Genomic DNA, 23021 nt, shown 5'->3' on the forward strand with positions numbered 1-23021 from the left:
TCATGTCCCTGGAACAGAATTACACCGCGATTCTCGGCCAATTGGGCGAGGACGTGTCCCGCGAAGGCCTGCTCGACACGCCAAAACGTGCCGCCAAAGCCATGCAGTACCTCTGCCGCGGTTATGAACAGACGCTCGAAGAAGTCACCAACGGTGCCTTGTTCAGCTCCGACAACAGCGAAATGGTGCTGGTCAAGGACATCGAGCTGTACTCGTTGTGCGAACACCACCTGCTGCCGTTCATCGGCAAGGCTCACGTCGCGTACATTCCGAGCGGCAAGGTGCTGGGTTTGTCGAAAGTCGCGCGGATCGTCGATATGTACGCCCGCCGCCTGCAGATCCAGGAAAACCTCAGCCGCCAGATCGCCGATGCGGTCCAACAGGTCACCGGCGCCCTTGGCGTTGCGGTGGTGATCGAGGCCAAGCACATGTGCATGATGATGCGCGGTGTGGAAAAGCAGAATTCGACGATGATTACCTCGGTGATGCTCGGCGAGTTCCGTGAGAACGCGGCGACCCGCAGCGAATTCCTCAGCCTCATCAAGTAATTGGCAATACCGGAAAACCGGCATTCATCGCCGGTTTTTTTTTGCCTGTGAAAAATCAGGTAAGCTGCGCGACTTTCTTCATTTGCCCCGTGAGGCTTACAACGTGTTCGTCAAAGCGCTTCGTGTCGGCCTCGGCCAACTGATCATCTTCATCGACTTCCTCACTCGCCCTGGCAAGAAGCAGCGCCCCGCCGCCGCTCAGGCTCAGGTCGAAGCCGCCGCCAAAGGCCTGACCTTGTATCAATTCCACGCTTGCCCGTTCTGCGTGAAAACCCGCCGCACCTTGCGCCGCCTGAATGTGCCAGTGGCGTTACGCGATGCGAAAAACAACGAGCAGGATCGCCAGACCCTGCTGGAGCAAGGCGGCAAGATCAAGGTGCCGTGCCTGCGTATCGAAGAGAATGGCCAGACCTCCTGGATGTATGAGTCCAAGGTGATCATTGATTATCTGGATAAACGGTTTGCGGCGGTCTGATGGTTTTGCGGTGTTCTGATTGACGCCTGCTCGCGAAGAGGCCAGATCAGACACCGCAAACCTCGGAAAAAATAAACCGGCCCAATGGCCGGTTTATTCGTTTCTACCCTGCCCTCAGGCCGCTCGAGTGGCCTGAGCCTGTCTCACCACTGCCGCCAATCGCCTGAGTCCTTCATCCAGCCGCGCCGGATCAATGTGGCTGAAATTCAAACGCAGATGCCCGTGATGATCGTCCGGCTGCGGAAAAAACGGTTCGCCCGGCATGAACGCCACATCATCGGCCAGCGCTGCATTGAGCAACGTCCGGGTATCCAGCGGTTGTTTGAGTGTCAGCCAGAAAAACAGTCCACCCTGGGGCATGTTCCAGTCCGCCAGATCGGAAAAATGGGTTTCCAGCGCCGCCTGGAACGCATTGCGACGAACCCGGTAAAAGTCGCGTAACTCACCAAGATGCTGCTGGAAAGGTTTACTGCCGATCCATTGCAACGCTTGCCATTGACCCACCCGATTAGTGTGCAAATCCGCGGACTGCTTGAGCTTGAGCAAATGCGGGAATAAATCCGGGCTGGCAATCAGATACCCAACTCGTAGGCCCGGCAACAGCGTTTTCGAGACCGTACCGGTGTAGATCCAGCTGGATTTTTTCAGGCGCCCGGCAATGGGTTTGGCGCTGCTGCCATCAAAGCTCAGCTCACGGTAGGGCTCATCTTCGATCAAGGTCACGCCGAACTCATCCAGTATCGCGGCGACCGCCTCGCGCTTGGCTTCGCTGTACCGCACCGCCGAAGGATTCTGGAAGGTCGGGATCAGGTAGATGAACGCCGGGCGATGTTTTTCCAGGCGTGAACGCAGTTGCGCCAGGTTCGGGCCGTCCGATTCCAGCGGCACGGTGAGGCAATCGGCGCCGAACAGCTGGAAGATCTGCAGCGCCGCCAGGTACGTCGGAGCCTCGAGAAGGATCTCGGTGCCTTTGTCGATGTAGAGCTTGGCCGCCAGATCGAGGGTTTGCTGAGAACCGCTGACCACCAGCACCTGACTCGCCTCGCACGGCACACCCAGCGCCCGCGCCTGGGCCGCCAAGGCTTCGCGCAATGCCGGCTCACCTTCGCTCATGCCGTATTGGCCCATGGACACTGGCATATCGGCCCACTCGACCTTGGGCAGCTTGGCTTCGGCTGGCAAGCCTCCGGCGAACGACATCATCTGCGGACGCTGGGCCGCGGCGAGGATTTCTCGGATCAAAGAACTTTTAAGGCGCGAGACACGTTCGGAAAAAGCCATGGGGATCACCGGTAGCGAGGCCAGAGAAAAATGAGTCAAACTTATTGACCGAAATTACGACAGCCCGAGCGGATACGTCAATATGATTGACCTTAAAAACCCGATTTCCCAGCAACAGGCCATGGAAGCTTTTTTCTTCGGCTACCAGGCTTTTACCGCCAAAGCTGACGAAATGCTTGAACGTCGAGGCTTGAGTCGGGTGCACCAACGCATTGTGTTTTTCATTGCCCGCTATCCGAACCTGAGCGTTAAGGAGTTGCTGGCCTTGCTTGGGGTGAGCAAGCAGGCGCTGAACATGCCGCTACGCCAGTTGGTGGAAATGCATCTGGTCAACAGCGTTGCCTCTGAAACCGACAAACGTAAACGGCTGCTGGAACTGACCGACGATGGTGCGCGTTTTGAACAGGCGCTACGCCGCGAACAGGTGAAGCTGCTGGAACGGGTGTTTGCCGAGGCTGGAGAGACGGCGGTGAATGGGTGGTTGGCGGTGAATCTGGCATTGGGGAAAAGTCAGGCAGTCGTTGATTGACTGTTCTGGCCCCCACCGTGATCTGTGGCATGCACAAAACCTGTGGGAGCCAGCCTGCTGGCGATGGGGACTTCGAAGGCGATATATCGCGATCGACGGAATTTTCGTAAACAATATCAAAAACATTATTTGCTTTCTTTGTATACAAAAGCATAATCCACTTCGTGCGAGTTTCTGACCAGGCAGTCAAGAAATGCGCAAGTGCCTCAAAGGGCCGCTGCCACCCCCAAGGGTCCGGCCCTGGAAATAAAAATAAAACTCTTGAGGAGTACTCGCTGTGGAAAGCCGCAAATCCGAAGCATCGACGCTGGATCTCTCCCCGCCTTTACGCAATGGCTGGCTGGAGCGCATCTTTAAACTCAGCTTGCATGGCACCACGGTGAAGACCGAGTTGATTGCCGGTCTGACAACTTTCATCACCATGGCATACATCATTTTCGTCAACCCCAACATTATGGCGGACGCCGGGATCGACCACGGCGCGGCATTCGTCGCCACCTGTATCGCCGCCGCTCTCGGTTGCCTGTTGATGGGCCTATACGCCAACTGGCCGGTCGGCCTGGCGCCGGGCATGGGCCTGAACGCGTTCTTCACCTACACCGTGGTCGGCACCATGGGCTACAACTGGGAAACCGCCCTCGGCGCGGTGTTCGTGTCCGGTGTGTTGTTCATGATCCTGACCTTTTCGCGCATCCGCGAATGGCTGCTCAACAGCATTCCTGTAAGCCTGCGCTTCGCCATGGGCGCCGGCGTGGGCCTGTTCCTGGGGCTGATCGGCCTGAAAACCGCCGGGATCGTCGTCGATAGCCCGGCAACACTGATCAAACTGGGCTCCCTGCGCGAGCCCGGCCCACTGCTCGCCGCCGTGTGCTTCCTGATGATCGCGATCCTCAGCTATCACAAGGTATTCGGCGCGATCCTCATCAGCATCATCACCGTGACTCTGGCCGGTTGGGGCCTGGGCCTGGTGCACTACGAGGGCATCATGTCGGCACCGCCGAGCCTGGCACCTACATGGATGGCCATGAACGTCGCCGGTGTGTTCAACGTCAGCATGATCAGCGTGGTGCTGGCCTTCCTCTTCGTGCACATGTTCGACACCGCCGGCACCTTGATGGGGGTGGCCCAGCGCGCCAATCTGGTCAACGCTGACGGCAAGATCGAAAACCTCTCCCGCGCCATGAAAGCTGACAGTGCCTCCAGCGTATTCGGCGCAGTAGTCGGTGTTCCTCCGGTCACAAGCTACGTGGAAAGTGCCGCTGGCGTAGCGGCAGGTGGTCGGACTGGTCTTACCGCCGTGACTGTAGGTGTGCTATTTATTGCCGCCATGTTCTTCGCGCCGCTGGCCGGGATGATCCCTGCTTATGCCACCGCCGGTGCGCTGATTTATGTGGCCATGCTGATGATGGGCGGCATGGCGCACATCGAGTGGGACGAAGCGACCGACAGCATTCCGGCGATTGTCACGGCAATCATGATGCCCCTGACCTTTTCGGTGGCCGACGGTATAGCGCTGGGCTTCATCACCTACGTGGCGCTGAAGGCCGGTACTGGCAAATACAAGGAAATCTCCGTGAGCCTGTGGGTGCTCTGCGCGATCTTCATCGCCAAGTTCATCTTCCTGTAAACCTTCGCGGAACGCGCTTGAAACCAGCCTCACCCCGTCGGGTGAGGCTTTTGTGCAAATGGAGGAAAGTGATGAGTCTGGAAACCTGGCTGTTGTTCAGCGGCGCTGCACTGGTGGTGATCCTGATCCCTGGGCCACTGTCATTGTTGATGATCAGTAACAGCCTGAACTACGGCCTGCGCCGTTCATACCCGGCATTCCTGGGAGGGGTGTTCGCTTCGATCTGCCTGTTGAGTGCCTCCGCCTTGGGATTGGGTGCATTGTTACTCGCGTCGGAACAACTGTTCAGCGTGTTGAAAATCGTCGGTGGACTGTACCTGTTCTACCTTGCCTGGCAGAGCTGGCAGCAATCGCGCCTACCTACTCACGGCGCCGACGTGCCTCAGGCAGCACCGGTACCGCGTTTTCGCGCACTGTTCGGACGGGCGTTCGCGCTGGGCGCCAGCAACCCCAAAGACATTCTGTTTTTCGCCGCATTCCTGCCGCAGTTCCTGAGTGCCGAACAAGCGTTTCTGCCTCAATTGCTGGTGATGATTGCAACCTGGACCGTCCTGGACCTGCTGTGCAAATTGGCCTACGGGTTGGGCGCCCATGGAGCAGCCAGCTATTTGCGCTCGGGTAAAGGCCAGAGCTGGTTCAACCGAATCAGTGCGGGTTTATTCAGTGGTGCTGGCGCTGCCTCTTTGCTGAGCGGGCACTAGGATCTTAAGCCTGTAGCAACGCCCCTTCCCGCCCATCCCGGCAAACAGAAATGTCGCGGATGGGCTTCGACGTAGTCCGGTTCCCCCTGCGTCCTCACTGAGCCAAATGTCATGGGCAGAAACACACGCCCTACATATTTATCGCTTTAACAGCAACGCGCCTCCCTACAGTTCGGGCCTGGTTTTTTTCCATAACAGCCCGACAAGGAAGTACATATGGCGCAGAATTTTACGTCTGCCGACGCAGCAGACTATGACGCAATCAAAGTTTCGGATATTGATCCGCCTTCTCTGACTACGGCGGATCAGGAAATTGCCGATTTCATCCGCAGCCACGGAACGTCGACGCTAAAGGAGCGGCGTCCCCGTCCCGCCAATAAGCGAGAAAGGGTGTTGCGCGCCCTGGATCAGCATTACGGGCCGCTTGTCCTTGGCCAATTTACAGTCAGCCGTGTAGAGCTCCATCTGATGAACGCCCAGGTTTACGGCAAGCTCCTGGATATCGACAACACCAACTTTCGCTGCCCATCCCAAGCATTTATCGATGGCTTACACCTAAACCCGGTTGATGTCGAAAGTCGCATTCGGTCGAGCGGAAATGTCGGCGACTACACAATCCCCACCTTGCTGTTCGAGATAGCCACACATCGTTCGATAGACGCCGGGCCGTTGCTGGCTCAGGCGCAAGACAGCCACGTACAGAAAATCGACAGGCTGCTGCAAGCAGCACAAAAACTGGACATTCGCGATACCCGTTTACCCGAGAGGGTCCCTGACTGGGTCAACAAACAAAAAAGCAAAGTCGCTAACAGCATGGGCGTTGGCTTACAGGCATTCGGCATTTATAGCGGCTTGATGGGCATCACCGATGCCATGAAAAGACAGGACCATACCGAAGCGTTGATCAGTGCCGGCGCCGTGGTAACAGAACTCGGATCACTGATCATCGAACGTGGCCTTGTGAAAACGGCCGAGGAGTTGATTGAAAACAGCGCACGCATCTATCAGGGGTTTTCCAGGACCCATTTTGGCTTGCACTTGTCACGCGCAGCAGGGTTGATCGCAGGCGTGCTGACCCTGCCCTTCGACATCTACTTCGCGATCAAAGCGTTGAACGATGCCGCCAACACTACCGGCAAGCAGGCCCTGGACCATTACGTGGCTGCCGGCATGAACCTGGCCAGCGCCGCATTGACCCTGATTCTTGGTACGGCGGCCCTTGCAGGCTTTGCCAGTGCTGGGCCACTGGGCATCGCAGCTGCGGTCTTCCTGATCGCTGGCGCCCAGATTTACAGCGCCATCCGACAGATAGACGACATTACCGACCATATCGAGTTGAGCTTCGGGGAAAGCGTTTTCGCGTTTAGACGCGCGATCAATAGTCAAGAACCCTGGCAGTCCATCCACGACCGCTACACCATCGCCCTGGCCAAAGACCAACACGCCAAAATGTTCATCAGGAGAGCTCAAAAGTGGCTCGACGGCCAACTGAAGGACAACGTTTGCGCCATCGTAAATGGCAACATCGATGTTTCTCTTAAAGCCTCCCAAGTGTTCTGGTTCGAGTGGGACGACCAGGGACGCGAATCGATAGGTTCCAAGGATATCAAAGTGCCGGTGGTTGACGGTGGAGACGACGCCATCGACGCCCGCAAGGGTATTCCTGTTGGTCTTTCCGGGGTGGTTAACGGCACTGATGGCAAATCCAAAGCGACGCTTTGGCTGTTGGGAGGGGGAAACGACATCGTCCTCGGCATTGAAAAAAGACCCAATCACTTCAGCTATGGCACAGGGAGCAAATACCTGACCGGTGGCGAAATGGATGATCAATTCCTGTTCGAAGGAGCCGTACAGACGCTCAAGTCGCGTGCGTCCTCTCAAGCTCAAAGCCATCTAGCGGGTGGCGGCGGCAACGACACGCTGGTATTGCTGGGACAGCTGGATAGCCGGGATCAGCACGCCTATACCGGTTTTTTGATCGACCTCGAGTCAGGTCATATGCGCCTGGAGGGCGAATCAACGCTGGAACCTTCATCGCCTCACACAACACTGGAAAGTATTGAGCATGTTGAGACGCTGGCCGGCGCAAAAAACCTGGTAATAGGGTCGTCCAGTGACAACCGCATCGTTTCCAAAGGCAATGACCAAATCTTTGGCGGCGATGGTGATGATGCGATTTATATGATGGGCAATCATGGAAGCGCTGAAGGTCAAGCAGGCAAAGACCAGTATTACATTGCGCACAAAAGCGGCACCGTGATCATCACCGAGCAGGCGGGAGAAGAAAGCCTGATCATCATGGACTGGGCGCTTGAAGCCATTCAGCAATGGTCCATTGAAGAGACCTCACTGGTGGTCTCGTCACTGTGCGGCATAGATGGTGAATGGCCGGAAAGAAAGCTGATCATCAAGGACATTTATAAATCAGTGGGAGACAAACGCCTGCTCCAGGAACAGAAATTGCGTTTCTTGACCAAGGACGGTTTTCAACTCTCGCCTGACTTTCCCGACGAATTAGAGGGCTTGGACAAAAAAAATGTCGATGTATTGATCCTGTCAAAGGGTAAACGACCAGCTCCCATGATTATCAATCACCTTGCACACGGCATGTCAGGTGATAAATCGCTGCACTATTTCGTTGATCGCGATATCACACGAACAGCATTCAACATTTCAAACCAATTCCTCAATGTCACCAGTAGCATTCATATCGATTGTGACAGTACGGAAATATCCGCTGTACAAGCCAACTACACCGTCGAAGTCAGCGCCCAGCATGGCAACACTTATTTAAACTACAGGGACTTCGACCTTCACCTTTCCTTCAATAACAAAACACTGAAGATCCAGGACCTCATAGCCAATCAGTCCGACACCTTTACAAACATCATCAACAGCTCATACATGGTTAAAGGGCTAATGATGAAAAGGGCTTTGATCCTGACCCTGCGCGACGGAGTGTCTTATAGAATAACGCCCCCATTGCCAAATTATGTTGACGATGCAACAAAACCCGGCCTCAAACAGTTGGACGGGTGGCAAATGCTGAAAAAGCGTGCGGGCCGGTATTTGTTAAACAGCCCGCAAGACAACTCACCTATCTTGCTCCCCCCTCGTCCGCAACGTATCGACTTTCCCAATCACTTGCAGACTGCAGTGGACTCGCTGGAGGGAAGTGGATCGATCTATCATGTGCATTTTCTCGCAGACACCACGCTTCGAATTTCTACGCCGGGCGCCTTCGAAAAAACCTCCAATGCTTCTACCTGGTACATTCATTCACGAGATGAGCACAGTGGCAACATAAAGTTGTCTGGAAACAAATTACTGGTGGGACGCTGCATCGTCCACCTTCCCGAATACAGCGACAATGAAACCCCGGTTGAACAGATATATGTGATAACACCCTCAGGGGTGACGCACGCAGTCGACCTTATATTCGAACAAGTCTACATCCCGGCGCTATAAATAGTTACCGCCGAATGTGCACACTCCCATGAAAAATTAATATCCGCCTGAACGGGCCTAAATGCCTGGCCCCAACAACCTGGAATTGACCCCGTCATATACATCAAAGGAGTAACAACGGCATGAAGCCACCGAAGAAAGTTCCAAAACCCAACACACCAGAAACGAACCCGCCTGGTAGAAACAACGCTGGCGAAGACGGTGCACCACCACGGTTGACCTTGCCCGAAATCCGCATCCCCGACCCGGTCCCCAGCGCACCAGGAAATCGACGGCCGCAAAGTGGTTCGGACGATAATGCGCAAGAACCCACCATTCGGGTGGAGAACATTTCCACGCCCGGGCCGCTCGTTATCACGCCCGCCGTCGCGACATCCGACATCAATTTTCTACCCTCCGCTCTGGTACCGAAATTACCGGCACCGCTAGACGATGGATTACGTCGTGGCCAACGCAACACGATGTATGCGGAAATCGAAAATGAAGGCGTCACGCTGGTCCGGCGTCGCGATGACGGCCAGTACCAGGCATCTTCGGCCAGCGAGTTGACTGCGACGGGCCCTCTACTGGAAAGAATTGCAGGAACAGCGTACTGGCGCCGGAAAAACACCGAGTCCGCAGACCAGCCACCCCGCATTACTGACCCACTACCAGGAAGCTCCAGGGACGAACAACCCGGTCCCAGCACACGAAAACGGCCACGCCAGGAGGAAGAGGCCGACAAACTGACGGAAAAGCATCCACTTCTCGTCGAGCTGCTCACGCAGACCACCGCGCCTCTGGATCTGTCTTCCGCGTTATGGCAAAACTGGGGAAGCACGACAAAAAATCATGCGGTGGAGTCTTTGGAGATTAATGGGCTTCACTATCGAATCGTGCCTCACGGATCGCCGGAGCAAACCGGTATTGCCTTTCTTGAACACCCCCGGTTTTCGCCTTCACGTTACGAAGCATTCGAACAGATGCTGCAGGACGATCTATCGCTGCAACCCAGATGGGCAATCAAAAGGACCGGTCAGTGGGAAGTACCCGAAAACCGCTATCCATTCGAAAAGAGCTTGACCCATTACGTGGCCGACACCTTCAGGGATTTTTCAGATGAGTCGCGAAATAACGTTGCCAGAGCTGTATTCAACCGAGCCAATGATTCGGGCGTCATAAACGGCCTGGGCCTTATGGTCTTGAAACAGACCTTTCGCAACTGGGCGGACGCGAACAACCGTGTACCTAAACGGGAATTGTCGGACCCTCTGCTGATGCTGCCCGTCATTACCAGGACGACCAGTATTGGTTGGCTGGCGCTAACCCCTTCCGATGCCTCCGGAACATTACGCAGGCTGGACTTTGACCCTGTTCACTTTCCCACGGAGTGGAAAAACTTTGAAACCAACCCTTCCAATCACAACCTCAAGCGGTTGGTACGCAACGTGCTGATGCGTAATGGGTACGAGGTTTTTCCGCTGACTAACGAACACCAGGGTCCAACACTGGTTTTTACCCGTAAAAACCACGATAGCGTTTTCTTCCTGAAACTCGGCCGCATCGATGGCCATGCAATCAGGGACATCACCCCGCCGGGAAATGAACTTTCCGATCCGCATCTGAGCACGCGGATCGGTGAACCCGCGCAGGCAGCGCTTCGCGCAGCTTACGATCAGAACAAAGTGGTCTGGTTGCTGGGGGGAACCCAGAGGACCGCATCGGGATGGCAGTCGGTTTTCATCATCAGGGAAGGCTAACACCCGCTTCCTGTTCTCGCTGGCCGTGCCGGCGAGAACAACCGCTCCCATATGTTCAACGGATACGTCGTATTTGAACCCACCACCGCCCAGAATTATCCAGCGGCGGTTTTCCGGCGCCCCGGGCATGATTTTGTGTTCCACATGACCCTGCACCGCGTTCACGGCAAAAAGATTCATGTTCCATCGACCAGCGATCAGGGTTTCTCTCCTCACAGGTCACTGGAATTGATCGGCCGGGCGGCCATGCGCATGGTTCAAGACGCGGAAGCCGCCAACAAATTGATCTGGCTCAGAGGCGGGAGCCAGATATCCATAGATCGCCAGGATTCGGTGTTTATCGTGCGAACCGATGATCCAAGGAGCTGAAACCGCGAACGAAAAAAAGCCCGCAGTGTGAGCGGGCGAAAGACCAAAGAAGCTATATGCGCAGTCGCTTCCAGGGTGAGGCAGCTGCTTGGGGGATCAGCTGCCGCGATATGTCGAATAGCTGTAGGGCGAAATCAGCAGCGGAACGTGGTAGTGATCCTGTTCTGCCGAGATGCCAAAACGCAGCACCACCACATCCAGGAAAGCCGGCTCCGGCAGCTGAACACCGCGGGCGCGGTAGTAATCGCCCGCATGGAACTGAACCTGATAGACCCCGGTGCGATAGTCATCACCCTGCAACAGGGGTGCATCGACACGGCCATCGCTGTTGGTTGTTGCAGTGGCGACCAATTCCAGCTGCGAACCTTCAACGCGGTACAACTCGACCTTGATTGAGCTGCCCGGGCAACCGTGTGCAGCGTCCAAAACGTGTGTAGTCAAACGTCCCATTGATTCTGCGCGCCTGCCTGCGTGGAAGCAGTCAGACCTCGCGCCTCCCGAAGTCAGTTGAAAAGGAGACCGCACCGATTCGGAGCACGAAACGCTGCGGCGAGCGATTGATTAAGACACTTTCTATAAAAATTGTACACAATAAAATCGACATTTCTGCGCCCCGTAGCGTCATCCGGTGATTTCACGGCGATTTAACCTCAATGCGCAAGTTTACTGAACCCTGGAGACATTAGCTGACCAATCAGGCAGATTTCTTGCAGGTCCGTCGCAATAGCACGCTAAGATGACCGTTAGCGAAAAATGCGAAAAATCAGGCTTACAAAGTGAATATAAAGTTGTATACAATCACCCCATCACTGTGACGCCAGCCTGACTTCCCACTTGCAGGCGCGCTACACAACCCTGACTTTGTATAAGCCACGAATAAGAAGGAAGACTGCAGTGAGCGCTGACTACCCACGCGACCTGACCGGTTACGGCAGTAACCCTCCTCACCCACACTGGCCGGGCAATGCCCGGATCGCCCTGTCCTTCGTGCTCAATTACGAAGAGGGTGGCGAGCGCAACATCCTGCACGGAGATAAAGAATCCGAAGCGTTCCTTTCGGAGATGGTCTCGGCGCAACCGCTGCAAGGCGCGCGCAACATGAGCATGGAATCACTGTACGAGTATGGCAGCCGCGCCGGCGTCTGGCGGATTCTGAAACTGTTCAAGGAATTCGACATTCCGCTGACCATCTTCGCCGTCGCCATGGCCGCCCAGCGTCACCCGGACGTGATCCGAGCGATGGTCGATGCCGGCCACGAGATCTGCAGCCACGGCTACCGCTGGATCGATTACCAATACATGGACGAAGCCCAGGAACGCGAGCACATGCTCGAAGCGATCCGCATCCTTACTGAAATCACCGGCGAACGTCCGCTGGGCTGGTACACCGGCCGCACCGGCCCGAACACCCGTCGCCTGGTGATGGAAGAAGGTGGTTTCCTCTATGACAGCGACACCTACGACGACGACCTGCCCTATTGGGAACCGAATAACCCGACCGGCAAGCCGCACCTGGTGATCCCGTACACCCTGGACACCAACGACATGCGCTTCACCCAGGTCCAGGGCTTCAACAAGGGCGACGATTTCTTCGAATACCTCAAGGACGCATTCGATGTGTTGTACGCCGAAGGCGCCGATGCACCGAAGATGCTGTCGATCGGCCTGCACTGCCGCCTGATCGGCCGTCCGGCGCGTCTGGCCTCGCTCAAGCGCTTTATCGAATACGCTAAAAGTCATGAACAGGTGTGGTTCAGCCGTCGCGTCGATATCGCGCGCCACTGGCAGCAAACCCACCCGTACCAAGGGGCTGCCAAATGAGCACCTTTCAAACCGTCAAACCCTCGACCCTGAGCCGCGACGCCTTCGTCAACGCCTTCGCCGATATCTACGAACATTCGCCATGGGTAGCCGAAAAGGCTTTCGAGCTGGGCCAGGACGCTTCGATCGACGAGATCGAAACCCTGCACCAGCGCATGAGCGACATCCTGTTGAGCGCCGATCACACCAGCCAGCTGGCACTGATCAACGCCCACCCGGACCTGGCCGGCAAAGCTGCCGTCCAGGGCCAGCTTACCGCGGCCAGCACTGAAGAACAGTCGGGCGCGGGGATTCACCAATGCACGGCCGAAGAGTTTTCTCGCTTCACCGAGCTGAACGACGCCTACAAGGCCAAGTTCAAGTTTCCCTTCATCATGGCGGTAAAAGGCAGCAACCGGCATCAGATCCTCGCAGCGTTCGAAACGCGCATCCACAACCCGGTCGACACCGAGTTCAAGTGCGCGCTGGCGGAGATCAACAAGATCGCCCTGTTCCGCTTACTGACCCTATAGCGAGCGGCCCTTGTGAAAAGTCGCGGGTGCGCTCAAACGCAAAAAGCACCCAGGGCCAGCAAGCATCCCAAGCCAACTTATTAAAGGCAGACAAGAAGAATGAAAGCTTACGCCGTACCTTTCGAGAAGTTTGTGAACCTGGCCGATGCCCGCCTGGGCACCAAAATCATCTCGGTCACCGATGACTGGTTCGCAGACGCCAACCGTCTGTTCCAACCGACCCCGGCCGTGTGGAAGGAGGGCGTGTTCGATGACAACGGCAAGTGGATGGATGGCTGGGAGTCGCGCCGCAAGCGCTTCGAAGGTTACGACAGCGCGGTCATCCGCCTGGGCGTGCCGGGCTCGATCAAAGGCGTGGACATCGACACTTCATTCTTCACCGGTAACTTCCCGCCGTCGGCCTCCCTGGAAGCCTGCTTCCTGGCCGAAGGCGAGCCGGACGAAAACACCCAATGGACTGAAGTGCTGTCCGCCGTCGAGCTGCAAGGCAACAGCCACCACTACCACGAAATCAGCAACGAGCAAGCCTTCAGCCACCTGCGCTTCAACATCTACCCGGATGGCGGCGTGGCCCGTCTGCGCGTGTATGGCATTCCGTTCCGCGACTGGTCGGCCGTTGGCGACAACGAACAAGTCGACCTGGCTGCGGCCCTGAACGGCGGTCGCGCCCTCGCCTGCTCCGATGAGCACTTCGGCCGCATGAGCAACATCCTCAACCCGGGCCGTGGCATCAACATGGGCGATGGCTGGGAAACCGCACGTCGCCGCACGCCTGGCAATGACTGGGTGATCGTCGCCCTGGGCCATGCCGGTGAAGTCGAGAAAGTCGTCGTCGACACTTTGCACTTCAAGGGCAACTACCCGGACAGCTGCTCGATCCAGGGCGCGTTCGTCAAGGGTGGTACTGACAGCCAGATCGAAACCCAGTCGCTGTTCTGGCGCGAACTGCTGCCAAGCCAGAAACTGGAAATGCACGCCGAACACACCTTCGCCGAGCAGATCAAGGCGCTGGGCCCTATCACTCACATCCGCCTGAACGTGTTCCCGGATGGTGGCGTGAGCCGCCTGCGCGTTTTGGGCAAGGTCGCTAAATAAGCGCTGAACCCAATCGCCAGCAGGCTGGCTCCCACAGGGGAATGCATTCCCAATGTGGGAGCCAGCCTGCGAGCGATAGCAACAGAACCAACAACACAGAATTCGGATAAGAAGACCCGCATGCGCACACTGACGATTGAACCGCTGACCAAAGAAGCCTTCGCCCCTTTCGGTGACGTCATCGAAACCGACGGCAGCGATCACTTCATGATCAACAACGGTTCGACCATGCGCTTCCACAAACTGGCGACGGTGGAAACCGCCACGCCAGAGGACAAGGCGATCATCAGCATCTTCCGCGCCGACGCGCAGGACATGCCCCTGACCGTCAGCATGCTGGAGCGTCATCCGCTGGGCAGCCAGGCTTTCATTCCGCTGCTCGGCAACCCCTTTCTGATCGTGGTCGCGCCACTTGGCGATGTACCTGTATCAGGCTTGGTCCGCGCCTTCGTCACCAACGGCAGGCAGGGCATTAATTACCATCGCGGCGTCTGGCACCACCCGGTGCTGACGATCGAAAAGCGGGATGACTTCCTGGTGGTTGATCGCAGTGGCACAGGCAATAACTGCGATGAGCATTTTTTCAAAGAGGATGAGCGTTTGATCCTCGCCCCCCACCAATAAGAGAAGGTCTGATCACTCGACAACAGAGTGACAGGCGAGAGGTAAAGACTGTGGAAGCACATCTGTTGGAATGGCTGAACCTGAGCGTGCGCTGGGTTCATATGATTACCGGTGTGGCCTGGATCGGCGCGTCGTTCTACTTCGTCTGGCTGGAAAACAACCTCAATCGGGTCAACCCGAAAAGCGGTCTGGCCGGTGATTTGTGGGCGATCCACGGCGGCGGCATCTACCACCTGGAAAAATACAAACTGGCCCCACCGACCATGCCGGACAACCTGCACTGGTTCAAATGGGAAGCCTACTTCACCTGGCTATCGGGGATCGCGCTGTTGTGCGTGGTGTTCTACTCCAACCCGACGCTCTACCTGCTGGCTCCGGGCAGCACCCTGAGCGGCCCTGAAGGCGTGGCCATCGGTCTGGGCTCGCTGTTCATCGGCTGGTTCATCTACTCCTTCCTCTGCGACTCGGCCCTGGGCAAACGCCCTGCTTTGCTGGGTTTCATCCTGTTCGTGCTGATCATCGGCGCCGCCTACGGTTTCAGCAAAGTGTTCAGCGGTCGTGGTGCGTACCTGCACGTCGGCGCGATCATCGGCACCATCATGGTCGGCAACGTGTTCCGCATCATCATGCCGGCGCAACGCGCACTGGTCGCGGCCATCGCCGAAAACCGCACGCCCGATCCGGCGCTGCCGGCCAAAGGCCTGCTGCGTTCGCGTCACAACAACTACTTCACCCTGCCAGTGCTGTTCATCATGATCAGCAACCACTTCCCGAGCACCTACGGCAGCCAGTACAACTGGTTGATCCTGGCCGGGATCGCGGTGCTGGCGGTGTTGGTGCGTCACTACTTCAACACCCGTCACGACAGCCACAAGTATGCCTGGACCCTGCCGGTGGCAGCGGTGGGCATGATTTGCCTGGCTTATGTCTCCGGTCCGAAGCCGATGTCCAGCGCCCCGGAAGTGGCCAAGGCACCTGCTGCTATCGAGTATCAACCCCTGCCGGAAACAGCAGTGGGCGCTGGTTTGAAACCGGCTGAAGCAAAACCTGCAGAGGCGCCCGCAGCCGCTCCAGCTCAGGCGTCCAACACAGGCCCTGGCTTCGACAAGGTGCACAGCGTGATTCAGGAGCGTTGCGCGGTCTGCCACTCGGCCAAACCGACCAGCCCGCTGTTCAGTGCGGCTCCGGGCGGCGTGATGCTCGACACGCCCGAGCAGATCCGCCAGAACGCGGCACGGATCCAGGCTCAAGCAGTCGCCACCCAGATCATGCCGCTGGGCAACATCACCCAGATGACCCAGCAGGAACGTGACCTGATCGGCGCCTGGATCGTTCAGGGTGCCCCGACCAACTGAGTAAAAACTTCGCGAGCCGGCTCGCTCCCACACAGACAATGCGAAACCTGTGGGAGCGAGCCTGCTCGCGAATGGCCGCAACGCGGTCCTGATTCGAATACAGCTGCCAGCAACATTGCAGCTGTACATCACAAGAATAAAAAAGATCCGAGGTGTTGCATGTCCGAGCTATCCCAAGCGCGCATCCCCGACGCACCCGCCATTCAGCGTTTGCCCCTTTTGCAACTGATCCTGGTTGGCCTGCAACACGTTCTGCTGATGTACGGCGGAGCCATCGCGGTGCCGCTGATCATCGGACAGGCCGCTGGCCTGAGTCGTGAAGAAATCGCCTTCCTGATCAACGCCGACCTGCTGGTCGCCGGCATCGCCACCATTGTTCAATCCTTGGGCATCGGCCCCATGGGCATCCGCATGCCCGTGATGATGGGCGCCAGTTTTGCCGCCGTCGGCAGCATGGTCGCCATGGCTGGCATGCCCGGTATCGGCCTGCAAGGGATCTTCGGCGCCACCATCGCCGCCGGGTTCTTCGGCATGCTCATCGCCCCGTTCATGTCCAAAGTCGTACGCTTCTTTCCGCCACTGGTAACCGGCACGGTCATCACCTCGATCGGTTTGTCGCTGTTCCCCGTCGCCGTAAACTGGGCCGGTGGTGGCGCCGAAGCCGCTCAGTTCGGTTCCCCGATCTACCTGACCATTGCCGCGCTGGTGCTGGGCACCATCCTGCTGGTCCATCGCTTCATGCGCGGTTTCTGGGTCAATATTTCCGTGCTGATCGGCATGTGCCTGGGTTATGTGCTCTGCGGTCTGATCGGCATGGTTGATCTCAGTGGCATGGCCCAGGCGCCATGGCTGCAATTCGTGACCCCGCTGCACTTCGGCATGCCGAAGTTCGAACTCGCACCGATTCTTTCGATGTGCCTGGTGGTGGTGATCATTTTCGTCGAGTCCACCGGGATGTTCCTTGCGCTGGGCAAGATCACCGGTCAGGAAGTCTGCCCGCGCATGTTGCGACGCGGCTTGCTGTGCGATGCCGGCGCTTCGTTCTTCGCCGGCTTCTTCAACACCTTCACCCACTCCTCCTTCGCCCAGAACATCGGCCTGGTACAGATGACCGGCGTGCGCTGCCGTTCGGTGACGATCGTCGCCGGGGGCTTGTTGATCGTCCTCAGCCTGCTGCCAAAAGCGGCGTTCCTGGTGGCGTCGATTCCACCAGCGGTGCTGGGCGGCGCAGCCATCGCGATGTTCGGCATGGTCGCCGCCACCGGGATCAAGATTCTTCAGGAGGCCGACATCGGTGACCGTCGCAACCAGTTGCTGGTAGCGGTGAGCATCGGCATGGGTTTGATCCCGGTGGTGCGTCCGGAGTTTTTTGCCCATCTGCCTGTGTGGATGAGCCCGATCACCCACAGCGGTATCGCCATGGCCACCCTCAGCGCCCTGACATTGAACCTGTTGTTCAACATCCTCGGTGGCACCGAACGCGCCGCCAACGACTGCCACGCCCACTGAACTGAAAGACAACACACGAAACCTGTGGGAGCGAGCCTGCTCGCGAAAGCGGTCTGACCGTCAACATCTCTGTTGAATGTACCGCCCTCTTCGCGAGCAAGTCCGCCCCACAGGGTCGGGGGCTGCCTGCGCCTCGAAAAATAAAAACAAGAGGGAGCACAGATGATTCGTACCCAGGAAACCATGCTGTTGGGTGGCTGTCTTATGGCTGCAAGCCAGGCCATGGCCGGCGATTTGCTGCTTTGGCAGACCAACAGCCTGAGCTATCTGTACGGCAAGGATTTCGCGATCAACCCGTCGATCCAGCAGACGATCACCTTCGAACACGCCGATCGCTGGAAGTATGGTGACAACTTCCTGTTCGTCGACAGCACCTACTACAACGGCGAGAAAGACCGGAACAAAGGCGTTCACGCTTATTACGGCGAATTCAGCCCACGACTCTCCTTCGGCAAAATCTTCGACCGCCGCTTCGAATTCGGCCCGATCAAGGACGTGTTGCTGGCCATGACCTACGAGAACGGCGAAGACGACAGCGAAGCCTATCTGATGGGTCCCGGTTTCGACCTCAAGGTACCGGGCTTCAACTTTTTCACCCTGAACTTCTACTATCGCCAGACCGAAGGCTCGCGTCCCGGCGATGATGTCTGGCAGATCACGCCAGCCTGGTCCTACACCCTGCCGATGGGCAATTCGAGCCTGCTGATCGACGGCTACATCGACTGGGTCGTGGACAACGACCAGAACGCGCGCGGCACCTATCACGCCAACCTGCACTTCAACCCGCAAATCAAATATGACCTGGGCAAAGCCTTCGGCTGGCGTGAGAAACAGGTGTATGTCGGCGTCGAGTACAGCTACTGGAAAGACAAGTACGGCGTCGAAAACAACACCAACCTCGACACCCATGAAAGCACCACCAGCCTGCTGGTAAAGGTGCATTTCTAAGATGATCCGCAACCGCGCCCCAAACCTGTCGTCGGTGCGCTGTTGCGGAGCACTTGAGAGCGGGCCCTGGAGTCAGTATTCTCCGCGGCCGCCTGAATCCGCTTTAAAAAAAAGCCCGGATTTAATTCCTGACCAGAAAGCCAACTTATCCCGGCACTGGACGGTACCAAGGCATTCCCCAATCACTCTCAATCGACTGTTTTTGAGCAGCCGAGCGGGAGTTTTTTTGTTTTCGAAAACCTTGGCGCAGCGTTTGCTGACAGCACTCAAGCTGACCGTATGGATGATTTTTTTTGCCGTTACAGAAAAAGGCGCCACACCAGAGCGTCGACCTTAAAAAAACATGAAACCACTACTTTTTGGGAGCAACCGAATGAAACGCACGTGCACTAGCCTGATGCTGGCGGGATCAATGCTGGCGGGGGGGCAGGCCATGGCCGGCGACTTGCTGCAATGGCAGAACAACAGCCTGACCTATCTGTATGGCAAGGACTTCCAGGTCAACCCGCGCATCCAGCAGACGGTGACCTTCGAACACGCCGATGGCTGGAAATACGGTGACAACTTCTTCTTTATCGACAAGATCTTCTACAACGGCAAGGAAGATGCGTTCGCGGGCGAGAACACCCACTACGGTGAATTCGCCCCGCGCCTGTCGTTCGGCAAGATCTTCGACCAGAAGCTGGAATTCGGCCCGATCAAAGACGTCCTGCTGGCCATGACCTATGAGTTCGGCGAGAACGACACCGAGTCCTACCTGATCGGTCCAGGCTTCGATCTGGCCATCCCCGGTTTCGACTACTTCCAGTTGAACTTCTACAACCGTCATACCGAAGGCAGCCGTCCGGGTGACGATATCTGGCAGATCACCCCGGTCTGGTCCTACACCATCCCGGTGGGCGACTCCGACGTGCTCATCGACGGTTTCATGGATTGGGTGGTCGACAACGACTCCAACGCCAAAGGCGAATACCACGCCAACCTGCACTTCAACCCACAGATCAAATACGACCTGGGCAAGGCGCTGAATCTGGGCGAGAAGCAGTTGTACGTCGGTGTTGAATACGATTACTGGAAAAACAAATACGGTATCGAAGACAGCGAGGGCTTCAAGACCGATCAAAGCGTGACCAGCTTCCTGGTCAAGGTTCACTTCTGATCTGAAAAGCTTTGTCGGAACGCCGCCCGGAGCCGGCTCGCTCCCACAGTTGATCTTTGTCGCACTGAAGACCCTCTGTGGGAGCGAGCCGGCTCGCGAATGCCGCGACACCGATCTCAAGCCGATACCACAGGCTCCGCCAACCCCAGAAACCGGCACAACTCTTCCTTCTTGGCCAACGCATCCCGCCGCCCCAGATCAATCAACTCGCTGCAATACCCCGCCTCGAACAACAGATAACTCAACACCCCCGCCCCGCTGGTCTTGGTCGCCCCCGGCCCGCGCAGGAACAGGCGCAATGCCGCCGGCAATTCCTGGCGATGGCGTGCGGCAATCTCGTCGATCGGCTGGCTGGGCGAAATCACCAGCACCTCCACCGGCGCCACGCCCAGTGTGCGAATCGGCGTGCCATCGGGCATGAGATGACTGAACTGATTCAAGCGCTGCAGCAACTCGATATCGCTTTCCAGGCTGTCAATGAACGTACTGTTGAGCAGGTGCCCGCCAATCTGCGCCAGGGTCGGCTGCTGCCCGGTCCAGGCACGTTGCAAGGGTTGCTCCGGATCAACGCCCCGTGGATTGCCACTGACCCCCACCACCAAAACGCGGCTGGCGCCCAGATGCAGCGCCGGGCTGATTGGTGCCGATTGGCGCACCGCGCCATCGCCGAAATACTCTTCGCCGATTTTCACCGGGGCAAACAGCAGCGGGATGGCCGAACTGGCGAGCAGATGCTCAACGGATAACTGGGTAGGAACGCCAATCCGGCGATGGCGCAACCAGGCATCGATGGTGCCGCCACCCTGATAAAACGTCACGGCCTGACCGGACTCGTACCCAAACGCCGTGACGGCCACCGCGTGCAGCTGCTTTTGTGAGATGGCTTCTGCAATGCCGGTCATGTGCAACTTGTCATGGAGCAGGTCGCGCAGTGGCGAACTGTTGAGCAACGCCACGGGGACCTGAGCGCCAAGGCCCAGCAGGCTGTGACCGACAAAGCGACTGGCCTGGCGGATCACCCCTGGCCAGTCACTGCGCAACACCAGATGACTGCGAAAGCCTTGCCAGAAGGCGGTCAATCGCTCGATGGCGGCGCGAAAATCCGTGGCTCCGCTGGCCAGGCTGACCGCATTGATCGCCCCGGCCGAAGTGCCGACGATCACCGGAAACGGATTGTCTGCCCCCAATGGCAGGAGCTCGGCAATCGCCGCCAGTACACCGACCTGATAGGCCGCCCGAGCCCCGCCGCCGGAAAGAATCAAACCTGTAACCGGTTCAGCAGGACGCATCGCAACACTCCATGGTGCTCAGTGGAATCGATTGATCAACCGCGCTTGGCGTACAACCTGGGCTCGCCGGGTGGACGGCTCTTGAAGCGGCGATGGGCCCAGAGGTATTGCTCCGGACACTCGCGCAGCACACCCTCGATCCATTGATTGATACGCAGGCAATCTTCTTCCTCGGTTTCCCCGGGGAAGCCTTCCAGCGGCGCATGGATTACCAACCGATAACCGCTACCGTCCGCCAGGCGCTCCTGGGTGAACGGCACCACCAGCGCCTTGCCCAGCCGTGCAAACTTGCTGGTGGCGGTGACGGTCGCCGCCTGGATGCCGAACAACGGCACGAAGATGCTTTGCTTGGCGCCGTAGTCCTGGTCCGGTGCATACCAGATCGCCCGGCCCGAGCGCAGCAATTTGAGCATGCCGCGTACGTCTTCACGCTCGACCGCCAGCGAGTCGAGGTTGTGCCGCTCGCGACCACGACGCTGGACATAATCGAACAACGGGTTTTTGTGTTCGCGGTACATGCCGTCGATGGTGTGCTGCTGGCCAAGCAATGCGGCGCCGATTTCCAGGGTGGTGAAATGCACCGCCATCAGAATCACGCCCTTGCCTTCGCGCTGGGCTTGCTGCAGATATTCCAGCCCTTCGATATGGGCCAGTTTGGCCAGACGCTCGCGGGACCACCACCAGCTCATCGCCATTTCGAAGAAAGCGATGCCGGTCGAGGCGAAATTTTCCTTGAGCAGACGCTTGCGCTCGGCAGCTGACTTTTCAGGGAAACACAGTTCCAGATTGCGCTTGGCGATGCGCCGTCGGTCGCCGGCCGCCCGATACATCAAGGCACCCAGACCGCGACCGATCCACAGCAATGCCGGGTACGGCAACTGGACAATCAGCCACAACAGCCCCAGGCCCAACCACAGCGGCCAGAAACGTGGAGATAGAAAGGAGGTTCGAAAACGCGGGCGATCCATTAAAGCTTCCGAAAAGACAAGGGCCGCGCATTCTACATCGTTCGACCCGGCTTGCGGCCTGCGGGCGTTCTCGTTATAAGTCTCGGCACTTTTAGTGACAAGTCTCTGTATGCCGACCATGAGCCAAACCGAACCGCTAGACCAAGATCCCGTGTTCCAGCTGAAGGGCAGCATGCTCGCCATTACGGTGCTGGAGCTGGCCCGCAACGACCTCGAAGGCCTCGATCGGCAATTGGCCGCCAAGGTTGCCCAGGCGCCTGGTTTTTTCAGTAATGCACCTCTGGTACTGGCCCTGGACAAACTTCCGGCCCATGAAGGCGCGGTCGATCTGCCGGGGCTGATGCGCGTCTGCCGCCAGCACGGCCTGCGTACCCTGGCGATTCGTGCCAGCCGCATTGAAGACATCGCCGCGGCCATCGCCGTCGATCTTCCGGTGCTGCCGCCGTCCGGTGCCCGCGAGCGTCCGCTGGACCTGAACGAAGGCGTTGTGACGAAAAAACCGGAAAAACCGCCGGAGCCAACCATCAAACCGACAAAAATCATCACCTCGCCCGTACGCGGCGGACAGCAGATCTATGCTCAGGGCAGCGATCTGGTGGTGATCTCTTCGGTCAGCCCGGGGGCGGAACTTCTCGCCGATGGCAACATCCATGTATACGGCCCCATGCGTGGTCGCGTGTTGGCCGGAGTCAAAGGCGATACGAAAGCCAGGATTTTCTGTCAGCAAATGAGCGCTGAACTGGTCTCCATCGCAGGTCATTACAAGGTGTCCGAAGATCTGCGCCGCGACCCTTTATGGGGTTCGGGTGTACAGGTCAGCCTGTCGGGCGATGTGTTGAACATCATTCGGCTTTAACGGATACTGCCGCATTTTCCAAACATCTCTAAAACGTAGCGAAAACGGCTCAAACGAAGTAGGAAACAGGCCAAAAGCAGTGTTTACCGGAGGTAAACGCCGCCCAGAACCGAATTCCAGCCAAGGCTGTCCGACTGCAGTAGTTTTT

Annotated in this window: 22 protein-coding genes; 18 read left to right on the forward strand and 4 right to left on the reverse strand. The window is 57.6% G+C overall.

Going from position 1 to position 23021, the window contains the following annotated elements; genetic code table 11:
* Positions 1–2 precede the first annotated feature (2 nt).
* Both folE and AC07ZE_RS21200 read left to right on the forward strand, forming a co-directional pair.
* The gene (gene folE / locus AC07ZE_RS21195; protein ID WP_007988130.1) at positions 3–548 is read left to right on the forward strand and encodes a GTP cyclohydrolase I FolE; all 546 of its coding nucleotides are present in this window, start codon (positions 3–5) and stop codon (positions 546–548) included.
* A 103-nt stretch (positions 549–651) separates the two neighbouring features.
* Complete coding sequence (locus AC07ZE_RS21200) at positions 652–1023, forward strand: glutathione S-transferase N-terminal domain-containing protein (RefSeq protein WP_207266515.1); 372 nt, start codon at positions 652–654, stop codon at positions 1021–1023.
* Positions 1024–1137: 114 nt separating this feature from the next.
* Here the strand turns inward: AC07ZE_RS21200 and AC07ZE_RS21205 are convergent, their stop codons facing one another.
* Positions 1138–2304 carry an aminotransferase-like domain-containing protein gene (locus AC07ZE_RS21205; RefSeq protein ID WP_207266516.1) on the reverse strand — a complete coding sequence of 389 codons (1167 nt, stop codon included), beginning with the start codon at positions 2302–2304 and terminating at the stop codon, positions 1138–1140.
* An 82-nt stretch (positions 2305–2386) separates the two neighbouring features.
* On the opposite strand from AC07ZE_RS21205, the gene AC07ZE_RS21210 reads away from it, so the two are divergent.
* The 6 genes from AC07ZE_RS21210 (at position 2387) to AC07ZE_RS21235 (ending at position 10737) form a co-directional block, all read left to right on the forward strand.
* Complete coding sequence (locus AC07ZE_RS21210) at positions 2387–2833, forward strand: MarR family winged helix-turn-helix transcriptional regulator (RefSeq protein ID WP_207266517.1); 447 nt, start codon at positions 2387–2389, stop codon at positions 2831–2833.
* Positions 2834–3110: 277 nt separating this feature from the next.
* Positions 3111–4460, forward strand: coding sequence for an NCS2 family permease (locus AC07ZE_RS21215; protein WP_095196825.1), 1350 nt, complete (start codon positions 3111–3113; stop codon positions 4458–4460).
* A gap of 71 nt (positions 4461–4531) precedes the next feature.
* Entirely contained in the window at positions 4532–5161 is a 630-nt protein-coding gene (locus AC07ZE_RS21220) for a LysE family translocator (RefSeq protein WP_207266518.1), read from the forward strand.
* A gap of 216 nt (positions 5162–5377) precedes the next feature.
* Positions 5378–8629, forward strand: coding sequence for a calcium-binding protein (locus AC07ZE_RS21225; protein WP_207266519.1), 3252 nt, complete (start codon positions 5378–5380; stop codon positions 8627–8629).
* A gap of 122 nt (positions 8630–8751) precedes the next feature.
* Positions 8752–10368: a hypothetical protein gene (locus AC07ZE_RS21230; RefSeq protein ID WP_207266520.1), complete on the forward strand. Its 1617-nt coding sequence runs from the start codon at positions 8752–8754 to the stop codon at positions 10366–10368.
* Between the two features lie 51 nt (positions 10369–10419).
* Entirely contained in the window at positions 10420–10737 is a 318-nt protein-coding gene (locus tag AC07ZE_RS21235; RefSeq protein ID WP_207266521.1) for a hypothetical protein, read from the forward strand.
* Between the two features lie 96 nt (positions 10738–10833).
* Here the strand turns inward: AC07ZE_RS21235 and uraH are convergent, their stop codons facing one another.
* A complete protein-coding gene (gene uraH, locus AC07ZE_RS21240; protein WP_095196830.1) occupies positions 10834–11187 on the reverse strand; it encodes a hydroxyisourate hydrolase in 354 nt (117 codons plus the stop codon).
* Positions 11188–11631: 444 nt separating this feature from the next.
* On the opposite strand from uraH, the gene puuE reads away from it, so the two are divergent.
* The 9 genes from puuE to AC07ZE_RS21285 all read left to right on the forward strand — a co-directional run bounded on the left by puuE (position 11632) and on the right by AC07ZE_RS21285 (position 19760).
* Positions 11632–12558 carry an allantoinase PuuE gene (gene puuE, locus AC07ZE_RS21245; RefSeq protein WP_095196831.1) on the forward strand — a complete coding sequence of 309 codons (927 nt, stop codon included), beginning with the start codon at positions 11632–11634 and terminating at the stop codon, positions 12556–12558.
* A complete protein-coding gene (uraD, locus tag AC07ZE_RS21250; RefSeq protein WP_207266522.1) occupies positions 12555–13070 on the forward strand; it encodes a 2-oxo-4-hydroxy-4-carboxy-5-ureidoimidazoline decarboxylase in 516 nt (171 codons plus the stop codon). Before puuE ends, uraD begins: the two co-directional genes overlap by 4 nt.
* A gap of 99 nt (positions 13071–13169) precedes the next feature.
* Positions 13170–14165 carry an allantoicase gene (gene alc / locus AC07ZE_RS21255; protein WP_207266523.1) on the forward strand — a complete coding sequence of 332 codons (996 nt, stop codon included), beginning with the start codon at positions 13170–13172 and terminating at the stop codon, positions 14163–14165.
* A 120-nt stretch (positions 14166–14285) separates the two neighbouring features.
* On the forward strand, positions 14286–14789 hold the full coding sequence (locus tag AC07ZE_RS21260; protein ID WP_085716886.1) for an ureidoglycolate lyase: 504 nt from the start codon (positions 14286–14288) through the stop codon (positions 14787–14789).
* 50 nt (positions 14790–14839) lie between these two features.
* A complete protein-coding gene (locus AC07ZE_RS21265) occupies positions 14840–16144 on the forward strand; it encodes a urate hydroxylase PuuD (protein WP_207266524.1) in 1305 nt (434 codons plus the stop codon).
* Between the two features lie 159 nt (positions 16145–16303).
* The gene (locus AC07ZE_RS21270; RefSeq protein WP_207266525.1) at positions 16304–17653 is read left to right on the forward strand and encodes a nucleobase:cation symporter-2 family protein; all 1350 of its coding nucleotides are present in this window, start codon (positions 16304–16306) and stop codon (positions 17651–17653) included.
* 162 nt (positions 17654–17815) lie between these two features.
* Complete coding sequence (locus AC07ZE_RS21275; RefSeq protein ID WP_207266526.1) at positions 17816–18601, forward strand: outer membrane protein OmpK; 786 nt, start codon at positions 17816–17818, stop codon at positions 18599–18601.
* Position 18602: 1 nt separating this feature from the next.
* On the forward strand, positions 18603–18938 hold the full coding sequence (locus tag AC07ZE_RS21280; protein WP_207266527.1) for a hypothetical protein: 336 nt from the start codon (positions 18603–18605) through the stop codon (positions 18936–18938).
* 36 nt (positions 18939–18974) lie between these two features.
* Positions 18975–19760 (forward strand): outer membrane protein OmpK, encoded by a 786-nt coding sequence (locus AC07ZE_RS21285; RefSeq protein WP_207266528.1) that lies wholly within the window; start codon positions 18975–18977, stop codon positions 19758–19760.
* Positions 19761–19876: 116 nt separating this feature from the next.
* Here AC07ZE_RS21285 and AC07ZE_RS21290 read toward each other — a convergent pair whose 3' ends face one another.
* Positions 19877–21049 (reverse strand): patatin-like phospholipase family protein, encoded by a 1173-nt coding sequence (locus AC07ZE_RS21290; RefSeq protein WP_207266529.1) that lies wholly within the window; start codon positions 21047–21049, stop codon positions 19877–19879.
* Positions 21050–21084: 35 nt separating this feature from the next.
* Positions 21085–22017 (reverse strand): lipid A biosynthesis lauroyl acyltransferase, encoded by a 933-nt coding sequence (locus AC07ZE_RS21295; RefSeq protein ID WP_207266530.1) that lies wholly within the window; start codon positions 22015–22017, stop codon positions 21085–21087.
* A gap of 118 nt (positions 22018–22135) precedes the next feature.
* On the opposite strand from AC07ZE_RS21295, the gene minC reads away from it, so the two are divergent.
* Entirely contained in the window at positions 22136–22873 is a 738-nt protein-coding gene (minC, locus tag AC07ZE_RS21300) for a septum site-determining protein MinC (protein WP_207266531.1), read from the forward strand.
* Positions 22874–23021 lie beyond the last annotated feature (148 nt).

It is taken from the genome of Pseudomonas sp. GW101-3H06, from assembly GCF_059424605.1.

Coding starts and splice junctions, on each gene's coding strand:
- folE (WP_007988130.1), top strand. CDS start 3: ATGTCCCTGGAACAGAATTACACCGCGATTCTCGGCCAATTGGGCGAG.
- AC07ZE_RS21205 (WP_207266516.1), bottom strand. CDS start 2,304: ATGGCTTTTTCCGAACGTGTCTCGCGCCTTAAAAGTTCTTTGATCCGA.
- AC07ZE_RS21210 (WP_207266517.1), top strand. CDS start 2,387: ATGATTGACCTTAAAAACCCGATTTCCCAGCAACAGGCCATGGAAGCT.
- AC07ZE_RS21220 (WP_207266518.1), top strand. CDS start 4,532: ATGAGTCTGGAAACCTGGCTGTTGTTCAGCGGCGCTGCACTGGTGGTG.
- AC07ZE_RS21225 (WP_207266519.1), top strand. CDS start 5,378: ATGGCGCAGAATTTTACGTCTGCCGACGCAGCAGACTATGACGCAATC.
- AC07ZE_RS21230 (WP_207266520.1), top strand. CDS start 8,752: ATGAAGCCACCGAAGAAAGTTCCAAAACCCAACACACCAGAAACGAAC.
- AC07ZE_RS21235 (WP_207266521.1), top strand. CDS start 10,420: ATGTTCAACGGATACGTCGTATTTGAACCCACCACCGCCCAGAATTAT.
- uraH (WP_095196830.1), bottom strand. CDS start 11,187: ATGGGACGTTTGACTACACACGTTTTGGACGCTGCACACGGTTGCCCG.
- uraD (WP_207266522.1), top strand. CDS start 12,555: ATGAGCACCTTTCAAACCGTCAAACCCTCGACCCTGAGCCGCGACGCC.
- alc (WP_207266523.1), top strand. CDS start 13,170: ATGAAAGCTTACGCCGTACCTTTCGAGAAGTTTGTGAACCTGGCCGAT.
- AC07ZE_RS21260 (WP_085716886.1), top strand. CDS start 14,286: ATGCGCACACTGACGATTGAACCGCTGACCAAAGAAGCCTTCGCCCCT.
- AC07ZE_RS21270 (WP_207266525.1), top strand. CDS start 16,304: ATGTCCGAGCTATCCCAAGCGCGCATCCCCGACGCACCCGCCATTCAG.
- AC07ZE_RS21275 (WP_207266526.1), top strand. CDS start 17,816: ATGATTCGTACCCAGGAAACCATGCTGTTGGGTGGCTGTCTTATGGCT.
- AC07ZE_RS21280 (WP_207266527.1), top strand. CDS start 18,603: ATGATCCGCAACCGCGCCCCAAACCTGTCGTCGGTGCGCTGTTGCGGA.
- AC07ZE_RS21285 (WP_207266528.1), top strand. CDS start 18,975: ATGAAACGCACGTGCACTAGCCTGATGCTGGCGGGATCAATGCTGGCG.
- AC07ZE_RS21290 (WP_207266529.1), bottom strand. CDS start 21,049: ATGCGTCCTGCTGAACCGGTTACAGGTTTGATTCTTTCCGGCGGCGGG.
- AC07ZE_RS21295 (WP_207266530.1), bottom strand. CDS start 22,017: ATGGATCGCCCGCGTTTTCGAACCTCCTTTCTATCTCCACGTTTCTGG.
- minC (WP_207266531.1), top strand. CDS start 22,136: ATGAGCCAAACCGAACCGCTAGACCAAGATCCCGTGTTCCAGCTGAAG.